The organism is Streptomyces sp. NPDC047853, assembly GCF_043204535.1.
In the GTDB taxonomy this organism is placed as follows: domain Bacteria; phylum Actinomycetota; class Actinomycetes; order Streptomycetales; family Streptomycetaceae; genus Streptomyces.
Genome location: NZ_JBIDCI010000001.1, coordinates 61,614 through 79,900 on the forward strand (window position 1 = coordinate 61,614; position 18,287 = coordinate 79,900).

An 18,287-nucleotide genomic window follows, 5' to 3' on the forward strand; every position below is an offset into this window, starting at 1 on the left:
AACGTGTGAACGACTGTCGTGTCCTTGACGCGAAGGGACGGTAGGACGGCCGTAAGGGCGGGTGAGCCTGTGGATAACTCCGGGGCTGTCGGCGCGGCCCCCTATCGTGGAGGCAGTGGTCGGGGCACGACGGACCAGACGGGCGAGGCAAGGCGTACGGGGGACCAGGCGATGGGCGGGACGGGCGTGATCGGCGAGATGGCAGAGACGGCACAGGCGACGGGCGTGGGCGGCGAGGCGCTGGCCACTTTGCACCGGGTCTTCGGGTACGAGGCCTTCCGCGGCGAGCAGGAGGCGATCGTCGAACACGTGGTGGCTGGCGGCGACGCCGTCGTGCTCATGCCGACCGGCGGCGGCAAGTCGCTCTGCTACCAGATTCCGTCCCTGGTCAGGCCCGGCACGGGCATTGTGGTCTCGCCGCTCATCGCGCTCATGCAGGACCAGGTGGACGCCCTGCGCGCACTCGGTGTGCGCGCCGGGTTCATGAACTCGACGCAGGACTTCGACGAGCGGCGCGTGGTGGAGGCCGAGTTCCTCGCCGGCGAGCTGGACCTGCTGTACCTGGCCCCCGAGCGGCTGCGGCTGCAGGGCACCCTCGACCTGCTCTCCCGGGGCAAGATCTCCCTCTTCGCGATCGACGAGGCGCACTGCGTGTCGCAGTGGGGCCACGACTTCCGGCCCGACTACCTCGCCCTGTCCCTGCTCGGCGAGCGTTGGCCCGACGTGCCCCGGCTGGCGCTGACGGCGACGGCCACGCACGCGACGCACCGCGAGATCACCGAGCGGCTGAACATGCCGGCCGCGCGGCACTTCGTGGCCAGCTTCGACCGGCCCAACATCCAGTACCGCATCGTGCCCAAGAGCGACCCCAGGAAGCAGCTGCTGAGCTTCCTGCGCGAGGAGCACGCGGGTGACGCGGGCATCGTCTACTGCCTCTCGCGCAACTCCGTCGACAAGACCGCCGAGTTCCTCTGCCGCAACGGCATCGAGGCGGTGCCGTACCACGCGGGACTCGACGCGGGCACCCGCGCGGCGCACCAGTCGAGGTTCCTGCGCGAGGAGGGCCTGGTGGTCGTGGCGACCATCGCCTTCGGCATGGGCATCGACAAGCCGGACGTGCGCTTCGTCGCGCACCTCGACCTGCCCAAGTCGGTCGAGGGCTACTACCAGGAGACGGGCCGCGCCGGCCGGGACGGGCTGCCGTCGACGGCCTGGATGGCCTACGGCCTCAACGACGTCATCCAGCAGCGCAAGATGATCCAGTCCGGAGAGGGCGACGAGGCGTTCCGCCGCCGCGCGCAGTCCCACCTGGATGCGATGCTCGCCCTGTGCGAGACCGCCCGGTGCCGCCGCGGCCAGCTCCTCGCCTACTTCGGCCAGGAACCGGACCCGGCCGGCTGCGGCAACTGCGACACCTGCCTCACCCCGCCGCAGACCTGGGACGGCACGGTGGCGGCACAGAAGGTGCTGTCGACGGTGGTGCGGCTGAAGCGGGAGCGCGGGCAGAAGTTCGGCGCGGGCCAGATCATCGACATCCTGCTGGGCAAGCGCACCGCCAAGGTGATCCAGTTCGACCACGACCAGCTCTCCGTGTTCGGCATCGGCGAGGAGCTGACCGAGGGCGAGTGGCGCGGCGTCGCCCGGCAGTTGCTGGCCCAGGGCCTGCTCGCCGTCGAGGGCGAGTACGGCACGCTGGTGCTGACCGAGGACAGCGGGTCGGTGCTGAGGCGCGAGCGGGACGTGCCGCTGCGCAAGGAGCCCGCGAAGCCGGCCGGGGCCCGGGCGGCGGGTGGCGGACGCGGCGACCGCAAGGCCAAGGCCGCCACCGCCGAACTGCCCCAGGAGCTGGTCCCCGCCTTCGAGGCACTGCGCGCCTGGCGCGCGGAGCAGGCACGGGAGCAGGGCGTCCCGGCGTACGTCATCTTCCACGACGCCACCCTCCGGGAGATCGCCACCGCCTGGCCCACCTCGGTCGAGCAGCTCGGGGGCGTCAGCGGGGTCGGCGAGAAGAAGCTGGTGACGTACGGGGAGGGTGTGCTCGCCGTACTGGCCGGGCTCCAGGGACCGGACGCCGCCGCGGCGCCCGCGGCCCCCGAGGCCGACCCGTCGGCGGACGGCTCCCGACCTGCCGCGGACGACTGGCCCGAGACCGAGCCGGAGCCGGAGCCGGACGACTGGATATAGACGACCGGACACCGGCGCCGTGCGGCAGTGTCGGCACCGTGCTCGCCACCCGCAAGTACGCCCACGGCCTGGACCGCCTGATGGGCCTCGCGGAGACCCTGCACGAACACGGGCGGGTCACCAACGAGGTGCGGGCCACGGTCCCCGTCCCGGCCCCCGCACCGGTCGCCGAACGCCTCCGCGTCCCACCCGGCTGCCGGGTCACGAGACCCTCGGCGCGCAGGAGGTCCAGGGTCTGGCGGACGGTGTTCCGGGTGGCGTCGTACTCCGCGGCGAGGGCGTCCTCGTGGGGCAGCGCGCCGTCGGGGAAGGCGTCGGTGAGCAGCTGCCGGCGCAGCAGGTCGGCCAGTTGACGGGCCCGGTCGGCGCGCAGCCGACGCCGCGTGCGGTGGGCGGCGACGGTGGTCGCGCCCTGGCCGACGTGGTCCCGGAGGCGTTCGGAGGGGGGCATGGGCTGGACCATACCGAGCGGGTGGCGTCAGTGGTGTTGCTGCTTTGTTGCGCCACCGGGGGCTTCGTCGGCCAGGGGGATGAGCTGCGGTTTCGCCGCTTTGGGAGCGAGTTCCGCCACCCGGTCCCGGAGCCGGCCACCCCGCCGGAGCCGGTGCCGGTGCCGGAGCAGCGGCGCAGCCGGGCCGCGCCGGAGCCGGGGCCGGGGCCGGAGCCGGGGCCGCGCCGGGGTTACGCCAGCGCCGTCAGTCCCGGGGCGAAGGTGATCAGCAGCGGGAGGAGGGGGACGAGGGCGGCCGTGGCCGTGGTCAGGGCCCGGTGCCGGGGTGTCAGGCGGGGCGGCGGTTCGAGGAGGCGGTCGACCCGCTCACCGAGGAGGCGGTGGCTGGAGGCGCAGGACAGGACGCCCCGGTGCTGGTTCAGTTCGATCAGCGCCAGTGCCGTGGTCAGGTGGCCGCAGCGGCGGGAGGCGGTGTCGTCGGCGGACAGCTCGACCAGGCGGTGGGTCTGGTCGCAGAAGTGGGCGAAGAGCGGGACGCGCGGGAAGCCGGTGGCCAGGGCGGTGGACAGGTGCAGCAGCCAGTCGTGGTGGGCGCGGGCGTGGCCGCGCTCGTGGGTGAGGACGGCGTCGAGCTGGTGGTCGGTGAGGCGTCGCAGGGCGCCGGTGGTGACGATCAGCTGGGGCGGGTGGCCGGGCATCCACCAGGCGTCCGGGTACTCGTCCTCCAGGACCAGCAGGGGGCCGCGGGCGGCGGGGAGACCGGCGGGCAGGTCGGGGGCGCGTTCCCGCAGCTGGGCGCGGGACCGGGCGCGACCGCGGCGAGCCTCGACCAGCTCCCGGGCGAGCATGGCGGTGGTCCAGGCGGCCCCGCAGGCCAGCAGCAGGGTGAGGGCGGCGGCCCAGGGCGGGCCGGCGGAGAGGTTGTAGGCCGCGGTCACCGCGGGTGGCGCCGGCGCGAAGAGCTGGGCGCGGACGGTGCCGAAGACGGCGGCGACCCCGAGGACGAGGGCCGTCAGGCAGCACAGCAGGACGGTGGCGACCAGGCACTGCCACGCCCACAGCGCGACCACGGGGTCCCGCTCGGGCCACGCGGACCGGGTCAGCGCGCGCGGCACCGGTACCGCGGCGGTCACGGCGAGGACGAACAGCAGGAGCAGGCAGACGGTCATGCCACGGGCTCCGGATCCTGGTGTCGGAAGGGCGGCTCTGGCTGTACGGGCTGTGCTGGTCTGGTGCGGGGCGGTGCTGATCCAATGCGGGGTGGTGCTGGTCTGGCCCTGTGCTGTGCTGGTCTGGTGCTGTGCTGTGCGGCACTGCGGTCGGTGCGCGGTGCGCGGTGCGCGGTGCGCGGTGCGTTGTGGCTGCGGCCGGTCGCCGGGGACCCGCGGGTCTCGCGGGTCTCGCGGGTCTCGCGGGTCCCGGAGCGAGGTGCGGCTCCGGGCCGGGTACCGCTCCTGCTCGGCCGGAGGCGGGCGGACGTGCCGCGCGCACACCGCCCGACGCCAGTATGACGGTGCCGGGCGGTGCGAGTCAGCTGCCGAGGGCGTCGGATCCGGACAGTGGGAGTTACCGGTCGGCCGCCTGCCCGACCACCCGGCCGGTCACCTCGCCGAGGCCGACCCGGACCCCGCCCGGCCCCGGCGCCCAGGCCGAGAGGGTCACCACGTCGCCGTCCTCGAGGAACGTGCGCTTGCCGTCGGGCAGGTCCAGCGGGTCGCGGCCGTTCCAGGTCAGTTCGAGCAGCGACCCGCGTTCGCGCTCGGTCGGCCCGCTCACCGTGCCCGAACCGTAGAGGTCGCCGGTGCGCAGCGAGGCGCCGCCCACGGTCATGTGGGCCAGTTGCTGGGCGGCCGTCCAGTACATGGTGGAGAAGGGCGGCTCGGAGACCACGTGGCCGTTGACGGCGACGGAGATCCGCAGGTCGTAGCCGCCCGGCTCGTCGGCTTCCCCGCTCGTGTCGTCGAGGTAGGGCAGCAGCTCGTGCGTGCGCTCCGGAGGCGTCACCCGCGCGTCCTCCAGGGCGTCCAGCGGCGTGATCCAGGCCGACACCGACGTGGCGAAGGACTTGCCGAGGAACGGGCCGAGGGGGACGTACTCCCAGGCCTGGACGTCCCGCGCGGACCAGTCGTTGAGCAGGCACAGCCCGAAGACGTGCTCGCGGAAGTCGCCGAGCGCCACCGGGCTGCCCAGCTCGGACGGCACGCCCACCACGAAGCCGACCTCCGCCTCGATGTCGAGGCGGACGGACGGTCCGAAGACGGGCGCGGGGTCGGTGGGGGCCTTGCGCTGCCCGGACGGCCGTACGACGTCCGTGCCGGACACGACCACCGTGCCGGAGCGGCCGTGGTAACCGATGGGGAGATGCTTCCAGTTCGGGGTGAGGGAGTCGGCGGCGTCGGGGCGGAACATCCGGCCGACGTTCCGGGCGTGGTTCTCGGAGGCGTAGAAGTCGACGTAGTCCGCGACCTCGAAGGGCAGGTGCAGGGTCACCGACGACAGCGGGTGGAACAGGGGCGCCAGGGTCTCGCGGTGGGAGGGGACCGTCACCCAGGCCGTCAGCGCGCGCCGCACGTCGGACCAGGCGGTACGGCCGGCCGCCAGCAACGGGTTGAGGGTGGGCCGCGCGAGCAGGGAGGCGTACGGCGACCCGAGCGCGTGGGCCGCCGCGCCGGCGTCGAGGACGTGGTCGCCGAGCCGGACGCCCACCGTCCGCTCCTGCGTGCCGGGGATCGAGAACACGCCGTACGGAAGGTTGTGCGGGCCGAAGGGGTCGCCCTCGGAGACGTCGAAGGGGGGCATCGGGTGGTGCCTCGCTTTCGTGCTCGCCATGTGCGCCGTGCGCGCCGGGTGCGCCACGCGGTTCGTGGCCCGGCCACACGTTACGGGTGACATACCGGTCTTGGGCAGTGTGCCGTGAGGGGGCTGTGTGGTGTGGGGGAGGGCGTGCACAGGCGGGCTGACGTGCGGGGAGTGGTCCGTCGGCCGGTACGCCGGGGATGCGGTGGGGCCGGTGGGGCGGCGCCCTCGCCGCGGGCGCACGCCCGCGTGAACGCCGAAGGATGTGGCGCTCCGCTTCCGTTCGGACACGGCAGGTTGTCCACAGGCCGGTACGCAATCTTGACGGAGCGGTGCGAACGGGGCGACTCTGGGCGGGTGCCGGAGGGCCTCGGGGAGGGGGCTCTCAAGGGCACACCAGGGGGGCGGATGGCCATTGGGGAGGCCGGTCCGGGTGCGGTGCGGGATGGTTCGCGGCCGAGGAAGCGGCTCGAGGAGACCATGCGCGGCCGGCTCGGCCGGGAATGCGTGTACGTACCGTCATGCCGTTTCGGGCTGTACGCGGCACTGCGTCACTGGTGCCCGCCGGGCGGCCGCGTGCTGATGTCGCCGGTCAACGACGACGTCGTCTTCTTCGTCGTGCTGGCGGCCGGACTGCGGCCGGTCCAGGCCCCGCTGAACCCCTCGGACGCCTCCATCGACATCGATGCCGTGCCGGGGCAGACGTGGGGCTCGCTGTCCGCCGTCCTGACGACGAACCTGTACGGGAACCCGGACCCGGCGCCCGGACTGCGGGCCCGCTGCGACGCGTTGGGCATCCCGTTGTTCGAGGACGCGGCGCACGCCATCGGCAGTGAGGTGGGCGGGCGCCCGGTCGGAGCCTGGGGCGACGCCTCCGTCCTCAGCCTGTCCAAGCACGTCGGCGCCAAGGCCGGAGGAATCCTCGCGTTCGCCGATCCGGGGCTGCGGGAAGCACTGGGGAAGACCTGCGAGGACCTCCTGCTGCCCCGTCGCACCTCGGCCGAAGTGGCCTACGCCGTGCGGCCGTACGCGGAGGCCGCGGTACGCGGGCTGCGGCTGCGGAGGGCCGCCTGGGCCACGATGCGCCTGCTGGGGTGGATGGAGCGCGAGGAGATCCGGATGCCCCTGCGTCCGCGGGAGCTGGCCCGCGCGCTCGCCTCCGCGCCGGACCTGGCCGCGCACGACCCGTGGGTCCGGGTCGACATGCACGACTACCGGCTGCGGGCGGGCCGGTTCCGGCTCGGGCGCATCGCGCGGCGGCTCGACGGGCTGGACGACGTACTCGCGCGGTGCCGGTCGGGGACCGAGCTGCTGCTCTCGACGCGCTGGGCGAGGCCGGCCGGGTGGGACGCGCCGAGGGGCGGGGCACCCGGTGAGGCGCCCGGCGGGACGCAGCCGTTGTTCCGGGTGCCGCTCCTGGTGGCGGACCGGGACGCGGCGGTCCGCGCGCTGGCCCGGCGCGGCATCGTCGTCGGCTACCTCTACGACCCGCCGCTCGACGACTACGCGGGCGCGGACTTCACCGACCCCTCCCCGTCCCCCGAGGGGGCGCGCTGGTTCGCGCGGCACGCGCTGCCCGTGGATCCGCTGCGCGCCCGTGCGGCCGTGGCGGCGCTGGAGGAGTCGGGAGCACGACCGGCCGAGCTGCCGGAGGGGCTGGTTCCGTCCGGTGGCTGAGACGCGGGTGCACGAGACCGCCGCGGCATCCGCCGACGGCGGCTCGACGCTGCCCGGAAGCGGGCACGGTGGCGACTCGCTCTTCAAGAACGCCTACTTCCTGATGCTCAGCACCGGCGTCTCCGCCGTGCTCGGCCTCGGCTTCTGGCTCGTGGCCGCCCGCTACTACTCGGAGGAGGCCGTCGGACAGGGCTCCGCCGCCATCGCCGCCATGCGGCTGCTGGCCAGCATCACGGCGACCACGATGATCGGCGCCGTGGTCCGCTTCGTGCCCCGGGCGGGCCGTGCGACCGGGCCGCTGGTGTGGCGCGCGTACGCGGCCAGTTCGGTGGTCGTGGCCGTGGCCGCGGTCGTCTTCCTGCTCACCCTGGACCTGTGGGGCGCGTCCTACGCGCCGCTGGGCACCGCGGCGGCGGGCACGCTGTTCGTCGCGGCGTGTGTGGCCTGGGCGCTGCTCACGCTCCAGGACGGTGTCCTGACCGGGCTGCGGAAGGCGGAGTGGGTGCCCGCCGGGAACGCAGTGTTCTCGCTCGGGAAGCTGATCCTGCTCGCCGTCTTCGCGACCACGCTCCCGGTGCTCGGCATCTTCGTGTCCTGGGCCGTGGCCATCGCCTTCTCCACTCTGCCGCTCGGCTGGCTGATCTTCCGCCGGCTCATCCCGCGCCAGGCAGCCGCGGACCACGACGTGGAACCGCCCGGATCACGCGAGATGGGTCGGTTCCTGGCCGGGGACTCGCTGGGCGCGCTGTTCAGCCTGGCGATGATCAACCTGCTGCCGGTGATGGTCGCGGTCAACTTCAGCGCCGCGCAGAACGGCTACTTCTACGTGGCGTACACCGTGGGCGGCACGATGGAGTTCATGGCCATCAACATGGCCTCCTCCCTGACCGCGCACGCCTCGCACGACCCGCGCCGCCTCGCCGACGGCGTCCGCGGAGCGCTGCGCCGGATGACGCTGCTGCTGGTGCCGGTGGTGCTCTTCCTGGTCGTCTTCGCCCCGCAGATCCTCGCGCCCTTCGACGCGGACTACGCCGAGCACGGTTCGACGGTGCTGCGTCTGCTGGCCCTCGGGGCGCTGCCGCGGATCGTGGTCGAGCTGTACATCGGGGTGCTGCGCGTCCAGGGGCGTACCGGCATGCTCGCCGCCGTGCAGGGCGCCATGTGCGTCCTCGTCCTGGGCAGCGCCACGCTGCTGTTCACGTCGGCCGGGATCGCGGGCGCCGGCTGGGCGGTGCTGGGGGGCATGACCGTGGTCGCCGTGGGCTGCGTGCCCGGCCTGCGCGCCACCCTGCGGGGCGCCGACGGGGCCGGCCGTCCGGGGCCGGGCGGTCCCGGGGGCCCGGGCGTCTCCGGCGGCCCCGGTCCGGGCGGCGAGCGCGAGGCCGCTCCCGGCAGTACGTACGGCACGCGCTGGGCGCGGCTGAACGCCACCGCGGGGTACGGGACCAGCTGGGCGCGGCGGGCGGCCTACGAGGACGGGAAGTCCGGCGGGGCGGCGCGGGAGGACACGGTCGCGCTGTTCATAGGGCGCCCGGGTTACGAACGTGAGGCGCTGGAGGCGGACACCCTCGCGGTGATCGTCCGGCGCCCCCGGGACCCCGGGGCCGAGGCCGAGGCCGCTGAGAAGGGGGAAGCGCGACCGGCGTCCCCGGAACCCCGCGTCGAGCGGGCCCCGGGGCCCGCACCGGCGGCCGAGGAGCCCGGCCCCGGCGCGGGCGCCCGCACCGCCGCCGGCTCCGGGCCCGGCCCGGACGTCCGGCACGACGAGGCCGGCCCGGGCAGTGGCGGCCCTGACGGCGGCCCCGTGACCGGCCACGCCGACAGCCCCGTAGGCGACGACAGCGCCGTGGCGGAGCGGCGGCTCCGGCCGGTGCTGTGGCTGCTGGTCGGCGTCGCCGCGATGGTCCTTCTGGTGGCGTCGCGCGGGCTGCCCTGGCTGAGCGGCGCGTCCGGGGCCGGGGCCGAGCTGACCGGGCGGGCGCTGCTGCGGGGCCTGCCCCTGCCGGCGCTGGTCGCGGGGGCCCTGCTGCTCGTGGTGTTCGTGGCGTCCGTGACCTTGTGCGCCTCGCCTGACCCCTGGCTGCCCGGCACCGCGTTGGGGGCCGTCGTCGTCGCCCTCCACGCGGCCCCCGTCGCCCTCGGCCACGAACCGGAGCCGGTGGGCGGGACGTTCTATGCGGAGGCGGCCCGGTTCCTCGCGGACGCGACGGGTCTCGACGGACCCGGCACGCTGTTGCGCTGGGTTCCGCTCGTCCTGCAACTGCTGTGTCTCGTACCGCTGTGGTCGCTGCTCGCCGAGGCGGGCGGTCGGCTGCCGTGGCAGGCACGCTGGGGGGTTCTGTATCTCGCCGCGGTGGGGAGCTGGGTCTGGCGTCAGGAGCTCGCGCCGGTCGCGCCGCCCCTCCTCCTGCTGCTCGTTCTCGTCGTCCTGCTCCTGTCGTTGCGCCGCCCGGCCTCCCCGGCGGACCCGGCCTCCCCGGCGGACCCGGCCTCCCCGGCGGACCCGGCCTCCCCCGCGGACCCCGCGCACACCGCGGACTCCGCGGACCTGACGGACCCCGCGGACCTGACGGACCCGGCTGACCCGGCGGGCCAGGCGGAGTCCCCGCACCGCACCAGACCGAACGGCATGACCAGGGACTGATCAAGCACGGAGCCGAATCGCCAGGGGGGAACCGTCGTGCGTCCGCCAACCACTCCGCGGGAGAGATCCGCACCAGAGCCCGCGTCCGGGCCGGAATCCCCGGACGCACCGGACCGGGACGCACCGACGCCCTCGGACGCGCCGAACCGGACCGCACCGACGCCCCAGGACGCACCAACGCCCTCGGACGCCCGGGAAGCCCCGGAAGCCCGGGAGTCCCGGGAGTCCCGGGAGTCCCGGGAGTCCCGGGAGTCCCGGGAGGCCCGGGAGTCCCGGGAGGCCCGGGAAAAGCGCACCTCGCGCGAGCCGGTCACCCCGCCCCCGCCCGAGCCCGCCGACGCCACCCCGCGCGGCCCCGCCGACGCCATCCCGCGCGTCCCCGATGCCCCCACCCCGCCCGAGCCCGCCGACGCCACCCCTGCCGACCCGGCCACCACCGCCTCGCAGGAGTCACCCCCCGCGCCCTCCCAGGAAGCGTCCGCGCGCCCGGCCCGGAGCACCCCCGCGCGCCCGGTCCGGAGCACCCCCGTACGTGCCCACCGCCCCCCTGCCCCGGAGCCCACCGGCTCCGCCGCCGAGCCGCCCGTGACGGACCTGGCCGACCTCGCCCCCGCCGCCTGGCCGGCCCGCGCGGCGGCCGCCTGGCCGGCCGTGCCCCTGATCGCCGCGCTCGCCCTGTGGGCCTACGCGATCCGGCACACCGACGTCTCCGCCCTGGACGACTTCGGTCTGCTCAGCGCCCTGCACCCCACCTTCTGGGCCGGCCTCGGGGTGCTCACCGCGGGGTTCTGGTCCACGGTGCGCGATCCGCGCCGCCGCGACGGCTGGTCGCTCGCGTACGTACTCGGCCTGCTGGTGATGGAGCGGGCCACCCAGGCCGTCCTCTACCCGGCCCCCCTGTACGCGTGGGCGTGGAAGCACGACGCGGTCATCGACCACCTGCTCACCTCCGGCGGCCTCCAGACGGCCGACCAGCTCGGGGACATGGCCGTCTACGACCAGTGGCCCGGCTTCTTCGCCGCCCAGGCCGCGCTGGTGCGGCTGCTGGGCGTGGACAACGCCGCGATGTACATGGCCTGGTGGCCGCTGGTCTCCAGCGTCATGCTGCTGCTTCCACTGCTGCTGATCTACCGCACCTTCACCGCCGACCGGCGGCTGATCTGGACCGCCGTGTGGCTGTTCTGCGTCGGCAACTGGGTGGGACAGGACTACTTCTCACCGCAGTCCGTCGCCTTCGCCCTGCACCTCGGCGTCATCGCGGTCGTCCTGCGCCGCTTCGGCGGCCGGGGCGGACGGCGCGGACGGTCGGGGCAGGCGGTGTGGACCGTACTGCTCAGCGTGCTGGTCACCGCCGTGGTCGTCTCGCACCAGCTCACCCCCGGCATGCTCGTCGTCACGCTCGTCGCGCTGGCGTTCACCCGCCGCCACCGGCACTGGGTCCCGGTGATCACGACGGTGGTGCTCTTCCTGGCCTGGTGTCTGACGGCCGCGCTGCCCTTCCTGTCCGCCGCCATGCCGGACATGATCCGCTCCATCGGTGACGTCGGGGCCAACGTGGAGACCGGCTACGGGGCCACACCCACCGGTACCGGCGCGGTGGCGACCTCCTGGGCGGCCCGGCTGCTGTCGGGCTCCGTGCTGCTGCTCGCGCTGGCCGGCGTCCTGCGCCAGCGGGTACTGCGGCGCCGGGCGCTGCCGCTGCTGCTGGTCGCGGCGGCACCGCTGCCGATGTTCGTGGCGAGCAGCTACGGCAGCGAGATGATCTTCCGGGTCCTGCTGTTCATGCTGCCGGGTGCCGCCTTCTTCGCCGCCGCCGCGCTGCTGCCGAAGGTCCGCACGCTGGCCGGCGACGCCGCCGCGCGGGAGGCGGGGGGACACGCGCCGGTCGCCCCCGCCCGGCGCCGCCGCCTCCCCCTGCCCTCGTTGCCCCCGTTGCGGTACGCCGCGTGGGCGCCGTTGCCCGCGCTGCTCGCCGGGACCTTCGCCTTCGTGCCGAGCTACTCCGGCAAGGACCGCATCAACTACTTCCCGCCCGCCGAGGTCGCCCTCGTCCGGCAGCTCTTCGACCGGGCGCCCGACGACTCCCTGGTCGTCGCCGCCAACCGGAACTACCCGCTCGCCTACGAGCAGTACTGGAGGGTCGACCACTACTGGTTCCTCGACGACGAGCGGCGCCACGTCGACGAGATCGTGCGCGACCCGGCCACCGTCCTCGCCCGCGACATGGCGGCCGTGGAGGCGCCGGCCCGCGCCTACTTCCTGCTCACCAAGGGCCAGGTGGCCAACTCCGAGATGAACGGACAGCTGGACGCGGCCCAGTTGAGACGCGTCCGGGAGTCCGTGGCGTCGTCGTCGCGGTTCGAGCTCCTGGCGGAGAACGGCGCCGGCGTGCTCTACGCCCTGAGACCGGCGAGTTGAGCCGCCGGACCGAGGAGACCGAGAGAGGAGCGAGTGATGAAACCCCAGGACCTCGTGATCCGGATGCTGCCGCCGTTCGGCGGCTGGTTGGCGCTCGCCGCGCTCGCCCTGCCCGGCGGCTCGCCCCTGCGCGGCGCCGCGGTGGCGGCCTTCCTGGCCGTCGGCCCGGGCGCCGCCCTGGTCGGCGTCTGCGGCCCCGCACTGCGGGCCCGCCGTGCCGAGGGCCCCGTGGAGCGCCGGGACCCGGACTTCGAACGCCACTCCGAGCTGCTGGAAGGGCTGATGCTGGCCGTCCTGCTCAGCGTGGCCGCCGCGATGCTGGTCGCCACGGTGCTGATCGCCGCGCGGGCCTTCAGCGGGGACCGTGTGCTGCTGACGCTGACCCTGCTGACCACGCTCGCCGCGTTCTGCCCACGCCTGCGCGCCTCCCCGACGCCCAGGACGGCGCCGGGGGCGGCGCCGAGGACACGGAAGGGTTCCACTCTGTGAGGTTCGCCCGTCCCGCTCGCCGCACGTCCGCGGACCCGACGACGACCGGACAGCACCGCCGCCTCGGCGTCCCCGGGGCCCACGGCAGCCGGCGCCGGCTGCTGACCCTGTCCGTCACGGCCACCTGCGCGGTCCTGATCGCGGTGCTCGCCCTGCGCGACGCCGCCGGCCCGGCCGGCCCGGCCGGTGACGAGGAGTGCCGGCCGACCGCGCTCCTCGAACCCCCCTGCGGCGCCTGGTTCGGCGCCTTCGTGCCGCACGACAAGTCCGACCTGGCCGAGAAGGTGCACGCCTACGAGCGGAAGGTCGGCCGCGGGCTCGACATCGTCTACACGTACCACGACATGTCCGCGGTCACGGAGACCCGGCTGGAAGGCCAGCTCCTGACCGAGCAGGAACAACGCGTCGGCGCGGACCGCATGCTGCTGCTCTCCTGGGAGAGCAAGTGGTGGGGCGGTACGAGGGAGCAGCAGCCCACCTGGAAGCAGATCGCCGCCGGCGAGCTGGACGACACCGTGATCGACGTCCAGGCCCGGCGCATCGCGGAGTACGGGCAGCGCACGGGGAAGAAGGTGTTCCTCTCCTTCGACCTGGAGATGGACACCCGCACCCCGGACAACGGCACCCCGGCCGACTACGTGCGGGCCCACCGGCACATCCACGACCGGTTCCGCGAGCTGGGCGTCGACAACGTCGTGTGGACCTGGATCATCACCGGCTACCTGGACCACGCCGACCTGTTCGAGCGGATGTACCCCGGGGACGAGTACGTCGACTGGATCGGCTACAACCAGTACAACTACTACCGCTGCCACCGGGCGGACTGGCTGAGCTTCGCGCAGACCCAGCACGCCACCCACGACTGGGTCCGCGCCCACCTCACCGACGAGAAGCCCCTGATGCTCTCGGAGTTCGGCAGCGCGTCCGACCCGGAGCGCCCGGACCGGCAGGCGGACTGGTACGCCCAGGTGCCCGGGGTGCTCAAGGACCTGGAGGGCGTGAAGGCCGCCCTCCAGTGGAACTACCGCGACCCGGGTCCCCACTGCGACCTGGCCGTGGCGGGCGACCGGTCGTGGGCGGCCCTGCGCGAGGCGGCCGCCGACCCGCACCTCAACCAGCCGCGGGGCTGACGGAGGCCGGGGGCCCGGGTCACCCCGCGAACTCCGGCCCCCGTACCACGGTCCGCCCCCGCCGGTACCAGCGCCAGGCGACCGTCCTGGGCCCGTCCCGGTAGGGGGCGATGCGGGCGCCCCCTCCCGCCAGCCACGCCTGGACGTCGGCGACCGTGTGGCTCCGCCGCACGATGAGCCGGGCGATGCGGTACCGCTCGTCCCGGTCCGAGCTGAGGGCGTGCCGCACGGCGGTCGCCGTCTCGTACCCGGCACGGGCCGACGCGGCCCGTACCCGCGCGCTGTTGTAGCCGTGCGGGTAGGCGAGATGGCGGACCGGGTGTCCGAGCGCGTCCTCCAACAGGGCCTTGGAGTCGCGCAGTTCACGGGCGAGCCCCTGGGCGGACAGGGTGTCGAGCTGGGCGTGGGTGACGGTGTGGCTGCCGATCTCCATGCCGGAACGTTCCAGCTCCGTCACCGCGTCCAGGGTCATCATCGGAGCGGGCGGCAGCAGACTGCGACCGCCCGGTGCGATGGCCCCGGTGGTGAGGTACGCGGTGGCCGGGAGCCCGCGCCCGGCCAGCGCCTCGGCCGTGGGACCGGGCAGGTCGGCGAAGCCGTCGTCGAAGGTGAGCAGGACGGGCCGGGCCGGCAGCACCGCCCTCCCGGCCAGATGGTCGGCGAGCACGCTGATGGTGACGGGCGTCCGGCCGCTGTCGACGATCGCGTCCAGGTGCGCCGCGAACTCCTGGGGAGAGACGGTGAACTCGGCGATCCAGGACGGCGGGTCGTCCATCACCGCGTGGTAGAGGAAGACGGGTATGTGCCCGGCCGCCACCCATACGCGCCCGCGCGCCCCGCCCGTTCCCGCACCCTCGTTCATCCCGCCTCCCGTCCGACCGTGCGCAGGGCGCGACGGGCATGCAGGTAGCCGACGGGCCCGTACAGCAGGCCCCGCAGCTGGAGCCGCGCCAGACGCCGCGGCCAGGGGTACGTACGGGAGTCGTGCCCACCCGGCGCCCCCGTCACGGGACCCACGCCACGACCGGCGGCGGGACCCCCGGCGGCGGGACCCCCGGCGGCGGGACCACCGGCCGCGGTCGCGTCGGCGGCGCGAGCCCCGGCCGCACGGACGGCGGTCAGCGCCCGCGCGTGCGCGAGCCCGCCCGGCACCCGGGCGAGGAAGGCGGGCAGCAGCGCGGGCCGGTTCACCAGGATCGCGGTGAGGTAGGCGGTGAGGCCCGCGCCGTAGCCGTACGCCTGGGTCTCCAGGTCCCGCCAGGTCTCCCGGTGGTGGTGCCAGACCAGGGCCGAGGGGGTGTAGCGCAGCCCGTGCCCCTGGGCGAGGACGCGGACGAAGCCGTAGAGGTCGTCACCGCCCCGGGCCCGGGTGCCCGCGCCGGTCGCCGGGTCGAAACCGCCGACCGTGCGCAGCACCTCCGTACGGAAGGCCATGTTGGCGCCGGAGCCGAAGCGTCCCGCGGTGAACGGGAACAGCGGCTCGTCGGCGGGTGGGTGCCGGGGGTCGTAGGTCCGGGGGGCGAAGCCCTTCGCGAAGCCGCCGTGGCTCTCCAGCAGCACCTGGGCGGGGGTGCCCAGCCGTGCGGGCAGGATCAGCCCCGTGGCGCAGCCCAGGCGCGGGTCGGCGGTGAAGGGCGCGGTCAACTCGCTGAGCCAGCGCGGGTCCGCGACCACGTCGTCGTCGGTGAAGGCGACCACCTCGGCGCGTACGGCCGCGAGCCCCCGGTTGTGCGCGCTCGCCAGCCCGGGGACCGGTTCGCGGACGTACCGCACCCGTTCCCCGTACTTGCGCTCGACCAGATCCCGGGTCTCCTCGGTCAGGGGGGCGTTGTCGACGACGACGATCTCGAAGTCCGGGTGGTCCTGCGCGAGCAGGGAGTCCAGCGCGCGGGCGAGCTGGTCCGCGCGTTCCCGGGTGGCGACCACGACACCGGCGGACGGCGGCGCGGGCGACGGCCCGGGCGTCGTCCCGCCGGGCACCTCCCGGGCGAGCGCCGCCAGCACCTCCGTGGGATCGGCGCCCTCGGGCACCTCCCCGAGCAGTGTCCCCACCGGCCGCCCCGCCCGCCTGACCAGGAGGAACACCGTCCCGGACGTCACCGCCGCGCTGCCCGGCCCCGGTCTCAGGACGGGGCCCTCGGCACCGAGGTCCAGCTCGGCGACCTGCACCGGCCCGATGCTCAGGAACTCCGCGATCTCCCGCTGTGTCTCCTGCCGCGCACGCCGTACACCGGCCATGCGCCCACCCCCTCGTGGTTGCCCTTGGTCATGACCGGCGCAGCCGGGCCGCGCCCCTGAGCGTCCGTACCGCCAGCGAGGCCAGCCGGGGACGGTCGCGCACGAAGCCGTGCGCGCGGCGGGCCGGTTCGCGGCCGAGCCGGTGCAGCGCGGCGCCCGCCCCCGGGCGCGTGGCGGCGCCCTCGTACACGGGCATGCCACCGGTCCTGAGCGCGTCCTTGTACTCCGCCGCACCCCGGCCCAGGTCCAGCATGCCGATCCCCCCGGCGGCGGCCGCCTCGGCCATGCGCAGATGCAGGACCAGCCCCGGCGAGTACTTGGCGAAGGACGGGTCGTACGCCGGGAACCAGCAGGCCAGGACCGTCGCCGAACGCAGCCCGAAGTGGGCGGCGACCGGCCGGCCGCCGGCGTAGAGCACGGACAGCGTGCCCGTGCACTCCGGTGCCCGGGTCTCGGCCAGCCGGGCCACGAGCCGGGTGATCCACTCCCGCGCGAACCGGTCCCGGCGCCCCGTCCTGCGGTACTGCGCCGACTTCCACTCCATCAGCGTGCGCAGGGCGGCCGGCTCGCGCTCGTCGAACACGAAGCGCACCTCCCCGACCTGGCGGCCGAGTCTGCGCTCCTTGGCGAGCGTGGTCTTCAGGAACTTCGGCGACCGGACGCGCAGCGTGCCCTCGTACGCCTCGTACCCCTGCGCCACGTCGACGACGTACGTGGTGTGTTCCTCCGCCGCGAACGGGACGAACAACGCCTGGTCCGCCTCCAGGTTGTCGAAGGCGAAGCTCGACAGGGAACAGGCCCTGAGCAGCCGGCGGGTGTCCGGGACGAGTCCCTCGCGCAGCACCGCGCCCTGGCAGTCCGAGACCCCGAGCCCGATCGCCCGGCCCTGGCCCAGCGCACCGCGCTCGTGCGGCAGGAAACCGGCCGCCTCGCCGCCCTCGTACACCACGGCCACCCGCGCCCGCGGCCGTACCCGGCCCACGACGTCGGTGAACTCCGGCTCCATGAAGGGATTGCGGGGCGCCGTCGACTTGGCGCGCAGCTCCCGCCAGTGCTCCCGTTCCCCCTCGCCCAGCTCCTGTGGCCTGAGCACGCGCACACGTCCGCCGTTCAACCCGACCCCCCGATCAAGTCCCCCTGGACAGAAGGAAGGTACCCCCCGGGGGGCCCGGCCGGTAGGCGGCGGGCCATCTTGTTGCCAATCGGTGCACAGGCCTTGAACCGGCCTTAGGGGAGATGTGCCAGGTTCCGGACACGAACGTGCGTCCTCGCGCGTACTTGCGCCCTACTCGTACGCACTTGTGCCGTACTCGCGCGTCCTCGTTCGGATGCGGTCGCGGGTGAGTCGGACAGGTCCGGTGTCCGTATTCTCTGATCATGGACCGCACCGCGTATTCACTCGTCGCCACCGACCTCGACGGCACGCTGCTCCGCGGCGACGACACCGTCTCCGACCGGTCGCTGGCCGCGCTGGCACGGGTGGCCGAGGCGGGTGCGCGGCACCTGGTGGTGACCGGCCGGCCGGCCCCCCGGGTCCGGTCCCTGCTCGACCGTCTCGGCTGCACGGGGCTCGCGGTGTGCGGACAGGGCGCGCAGGTGTACGACGCCGGCGCGCACCGGATGCTGTGGTCGGTCACCCTGGACCGGGAGCTGGCCGAGACCGCGCTCGGCAAGATCGAGGCCGAGGTCGGGCAGGTGCACGCCGCCGTCGACCAGGACGGCGTGGACGGCCTCACGCTCATCGAGCCGGGGTACCTCATGCCCCACCCGACGCTGCCCGCGGTGCGGGTCGAGCGGCGCGACGAACTGTGGGAGGCGCCGATCAGCAAGGTGCTCCTGCGCCATCCCGACCTCGGCGACGACGCGTTGGCGGCGACGGCGCGCGCGGTGGTCGGCTCCCTCGCCACGGTCACGATGTCCGGGCCCGGGACGGTGGAGCTCCAGCCGTGCGGCATCACCAAGGCGACCGGCCTGGCGCTGGCCGCCGAACACCTCGGGCAGAGCCGGCGGCGGACGATCGCCTTCGGCGACATGCCCAACGACATCCCGATGTTCCAGTGGGCCGCCCGCGGTGTCGCCATGGCCGACGCCCATCCCGAACTCAGGGCGGTGGCGGACGAGGTCACCCTCACGAACGAGGACGACGGCGTGGCCGTCGTCCTCGAGCGGATCTTCGGTACCTCCTAGCGCGGCCGCCGCCGCGGGGGGCACCCCTTTGTGCGAGTCCGTACGAGCCGGTACGAGTCACTACGACTCACTA

12 protein-coding genes and 1 pseudogene are annotated in these 18,287 nt (G+C 74.6%); 7 read left to right on the forward strand and 6 right to left on the reverse strand.

Features of this window, described 5'->3' with window-relative positions:
* The first annotated feature begins 171 nt into the window (after nucleotides 1–171).
* Nucleotides 172–2,184: a DNA helicase RecQ gene (gene recQ / locus ACGF5T_RS00320; protein ID WP_361014224.1), complete on the forward strand. Its 2,013-nt coding sequence runs from the start codon at nucleotides 172–174 to the stop codon at nucleotides 2,182–2,184.
* Nucleotides 2,185–2,371: 187 nt separating this feature from the next.
* Here recQ and ACGF5T_RS00325 read toward each other — a convergent pair.
* The 3 genes and pseudogenes from ACGF5T_RS00325 to fahA all read right to left on the reverse strand — a co-directional run.
* Nucleotides 2,372–2,635: pseudogene (locus ACGF5T_RS00325) on the reverse strand (winged helix-turn-helix domain-containing protein); the annotation flags it as partial.
* Nucleotides 2,636–2,865: 230 nt separating this feature from the next.
* A complete protein-coding gene (locus tag ACGF5T_RS00330; protein ID WP_366768882.1) occupies nucleotides 2,866–3,804 on the reverse strand; it encodes a M56 family metallopeptidase in 939 nt (312 codons plus the stop codon).
* 397 nt (nucleotides 3,805–4,201) lie between these two features.
* Nucleotides 4,202–5,434 (reverse strand): fumarylacetoacetase, encoded by a 1,233-nt coding sequence (fahA, locus tag ACGF5T_RS00335; protein WP_356609193.1) that lies wholly within the window; start codon nucleotides 5,432–5,434, stop codon nucleotides 4,202–4,204.
* Between the two features lie 477 nt (nucleotides 5,435–5,911).
* On the opposite strand from fahA, the gene ACGF5T_RS00340 reads away from it, so the two are divergent.
* The 5 genes from ACGF5T_RS00340 to ACGF5T_RS00360 all read left to right on the forward strand — a co-directional run bounded on the left by ACGF5T_RS00340 (nucleotide 5,912) and on the right by ACGF5T_RS00360 (nucleotide 13,789).
* Nucleotides 5,912–7,108, forward strand: coding sequence for a DegT/DnrJ/EryC1/StrS family aminotransferase (locus tag ACGF5T_RS00340; RefSeq protein WP_356609191.1), 1,197 nt, complete (start codon nucleotides 5,912–5,914; stop codon nucleotides 7,106–7,108).
* Nucleotides 7,101–9,752, forward strand: a complete 2,652-nt coding sequence (locus ACGF5T_RS00345; protein WP_366768881.1) for a lipopolysaccharide biosynthesis protein — start codon at nucleotides 7,101–7,103, stop codon at nucleotides 9,750–9,752. Before ACGF5T_RS00340 ends, ACGF5T_RS00345 begins: the two co-directional genes overlap by 8 nt.
* Nucleotides 9,753–10,337: 585 nt before the next feature.
* Nucleotides 10,338–12,170, forward strand: a complete 1,833-nt coding sequence (locus ACGF5T_RS00350; RefSeq protein ID WP_392886767.1) for a glycosyltransferase — start codon at nucleotides 10,338–10,340, stop codon at nucleotides 12,168–12,170.
* Between the two features lie 36 nt (nucleotides 12,171–12,206).
* Nucleotides 12,207–12,659, forward strand: coding sequence for a hypothetical protein (locus ACGF5T_RS00355; protein WP_356609185.1), 453 nt, complete (start codon nucleotides 12,207–12,209; stop codon nucleotides 12,657–12,659).
* A complete protein-coding gene (locus tag ACGF5T_RS00360; RefSeq protein ID WP_366768878.1) occupies nucleotides 12,656–13,789 on the forward strand; it encodes a glycosyl hydrolase in 1,134 nt (377 codons plus the stop codon). Before ACGF5T_RS00355 ends, ACGF5T_RS00360 begins: the two co-directional genes overlap by 4 nt.
* A 19-nt stretch (nucleotides 13,790–13,808) precedes the next feature.
* Here the strand turns inward: ACGF5T_RS00360 and ACGF5T_RS00365 are convergent, their stop codons facing one another.
* Genes ACGF5T_RS00365 through ACGF5T_RS00375 form a run of 3 tightly spaced genes read right to left on the reverse strand, consistent with a single transcriptional unit; the run spans nucleotide 13,809 to nucleotide 17,120 of the window.
* Nucleotides 13,809–14,651: a polysaccharide deacetylase family protein gene (locus ACGF5T_RS00365; RefSeq protein ID WP_392886393.1), complete on the reverse strand. Its 843-nt coding sequence runs from the start codon at nucleotides 14,649–14,651 to the stop codon at nucleotides 13,809–13,811.
* Nucleotides 14,648–16,027 carry a glycosyltransferase gene (locus ACGF5T_RS00370; protein ID WP_366768877.1) on the reverse strand — a complete coding sequence of 460 codons (1,380 nt, stop codon included), beginning with the start codon at nucleotides 16,025–16,027 and terminating at the stop codon, nucleotides 14,648–14,650. The genes ACGF5T_RS00365 and ACGF5T_RS00370 overlap by 4 nt, the downstream gene beginning before the upstream one ends.
* A 28-nt stretch (nucleotides 16,028–16,055) precedes the next feature.
* Nucleotides 16,056–17,120 (reverse strand): GNAT family N-acetyltransferase, encoded by a 1,065-nt coding sequence (locus ACGF5T_RS00375; RefSeq protein WP_366768876.1) that lies wholly within the window; start codon nucleotides 17,118–17,120, stop codon nucleotides 16,056–16,058.
* 284 nt (nucleotides 17,121–17,404) lie between these two features.
* Between ACGF5T_RS00375 and ACGF5T_RS00380 the strand changes: the two genes are divergently transcribed.
* A complete protein-coding gene (locus ACGF5T_RS00380; RefSeq protein ID WP_361014251.1) occupies nucleotides 17,405–18,214 on the forward strand; it encodes an HAD family hydrolase in 810 nt (269 codons plus the stop codon).
* Nucleotides 18,215–18,287 lie beyond the last annotated feature (73 nt).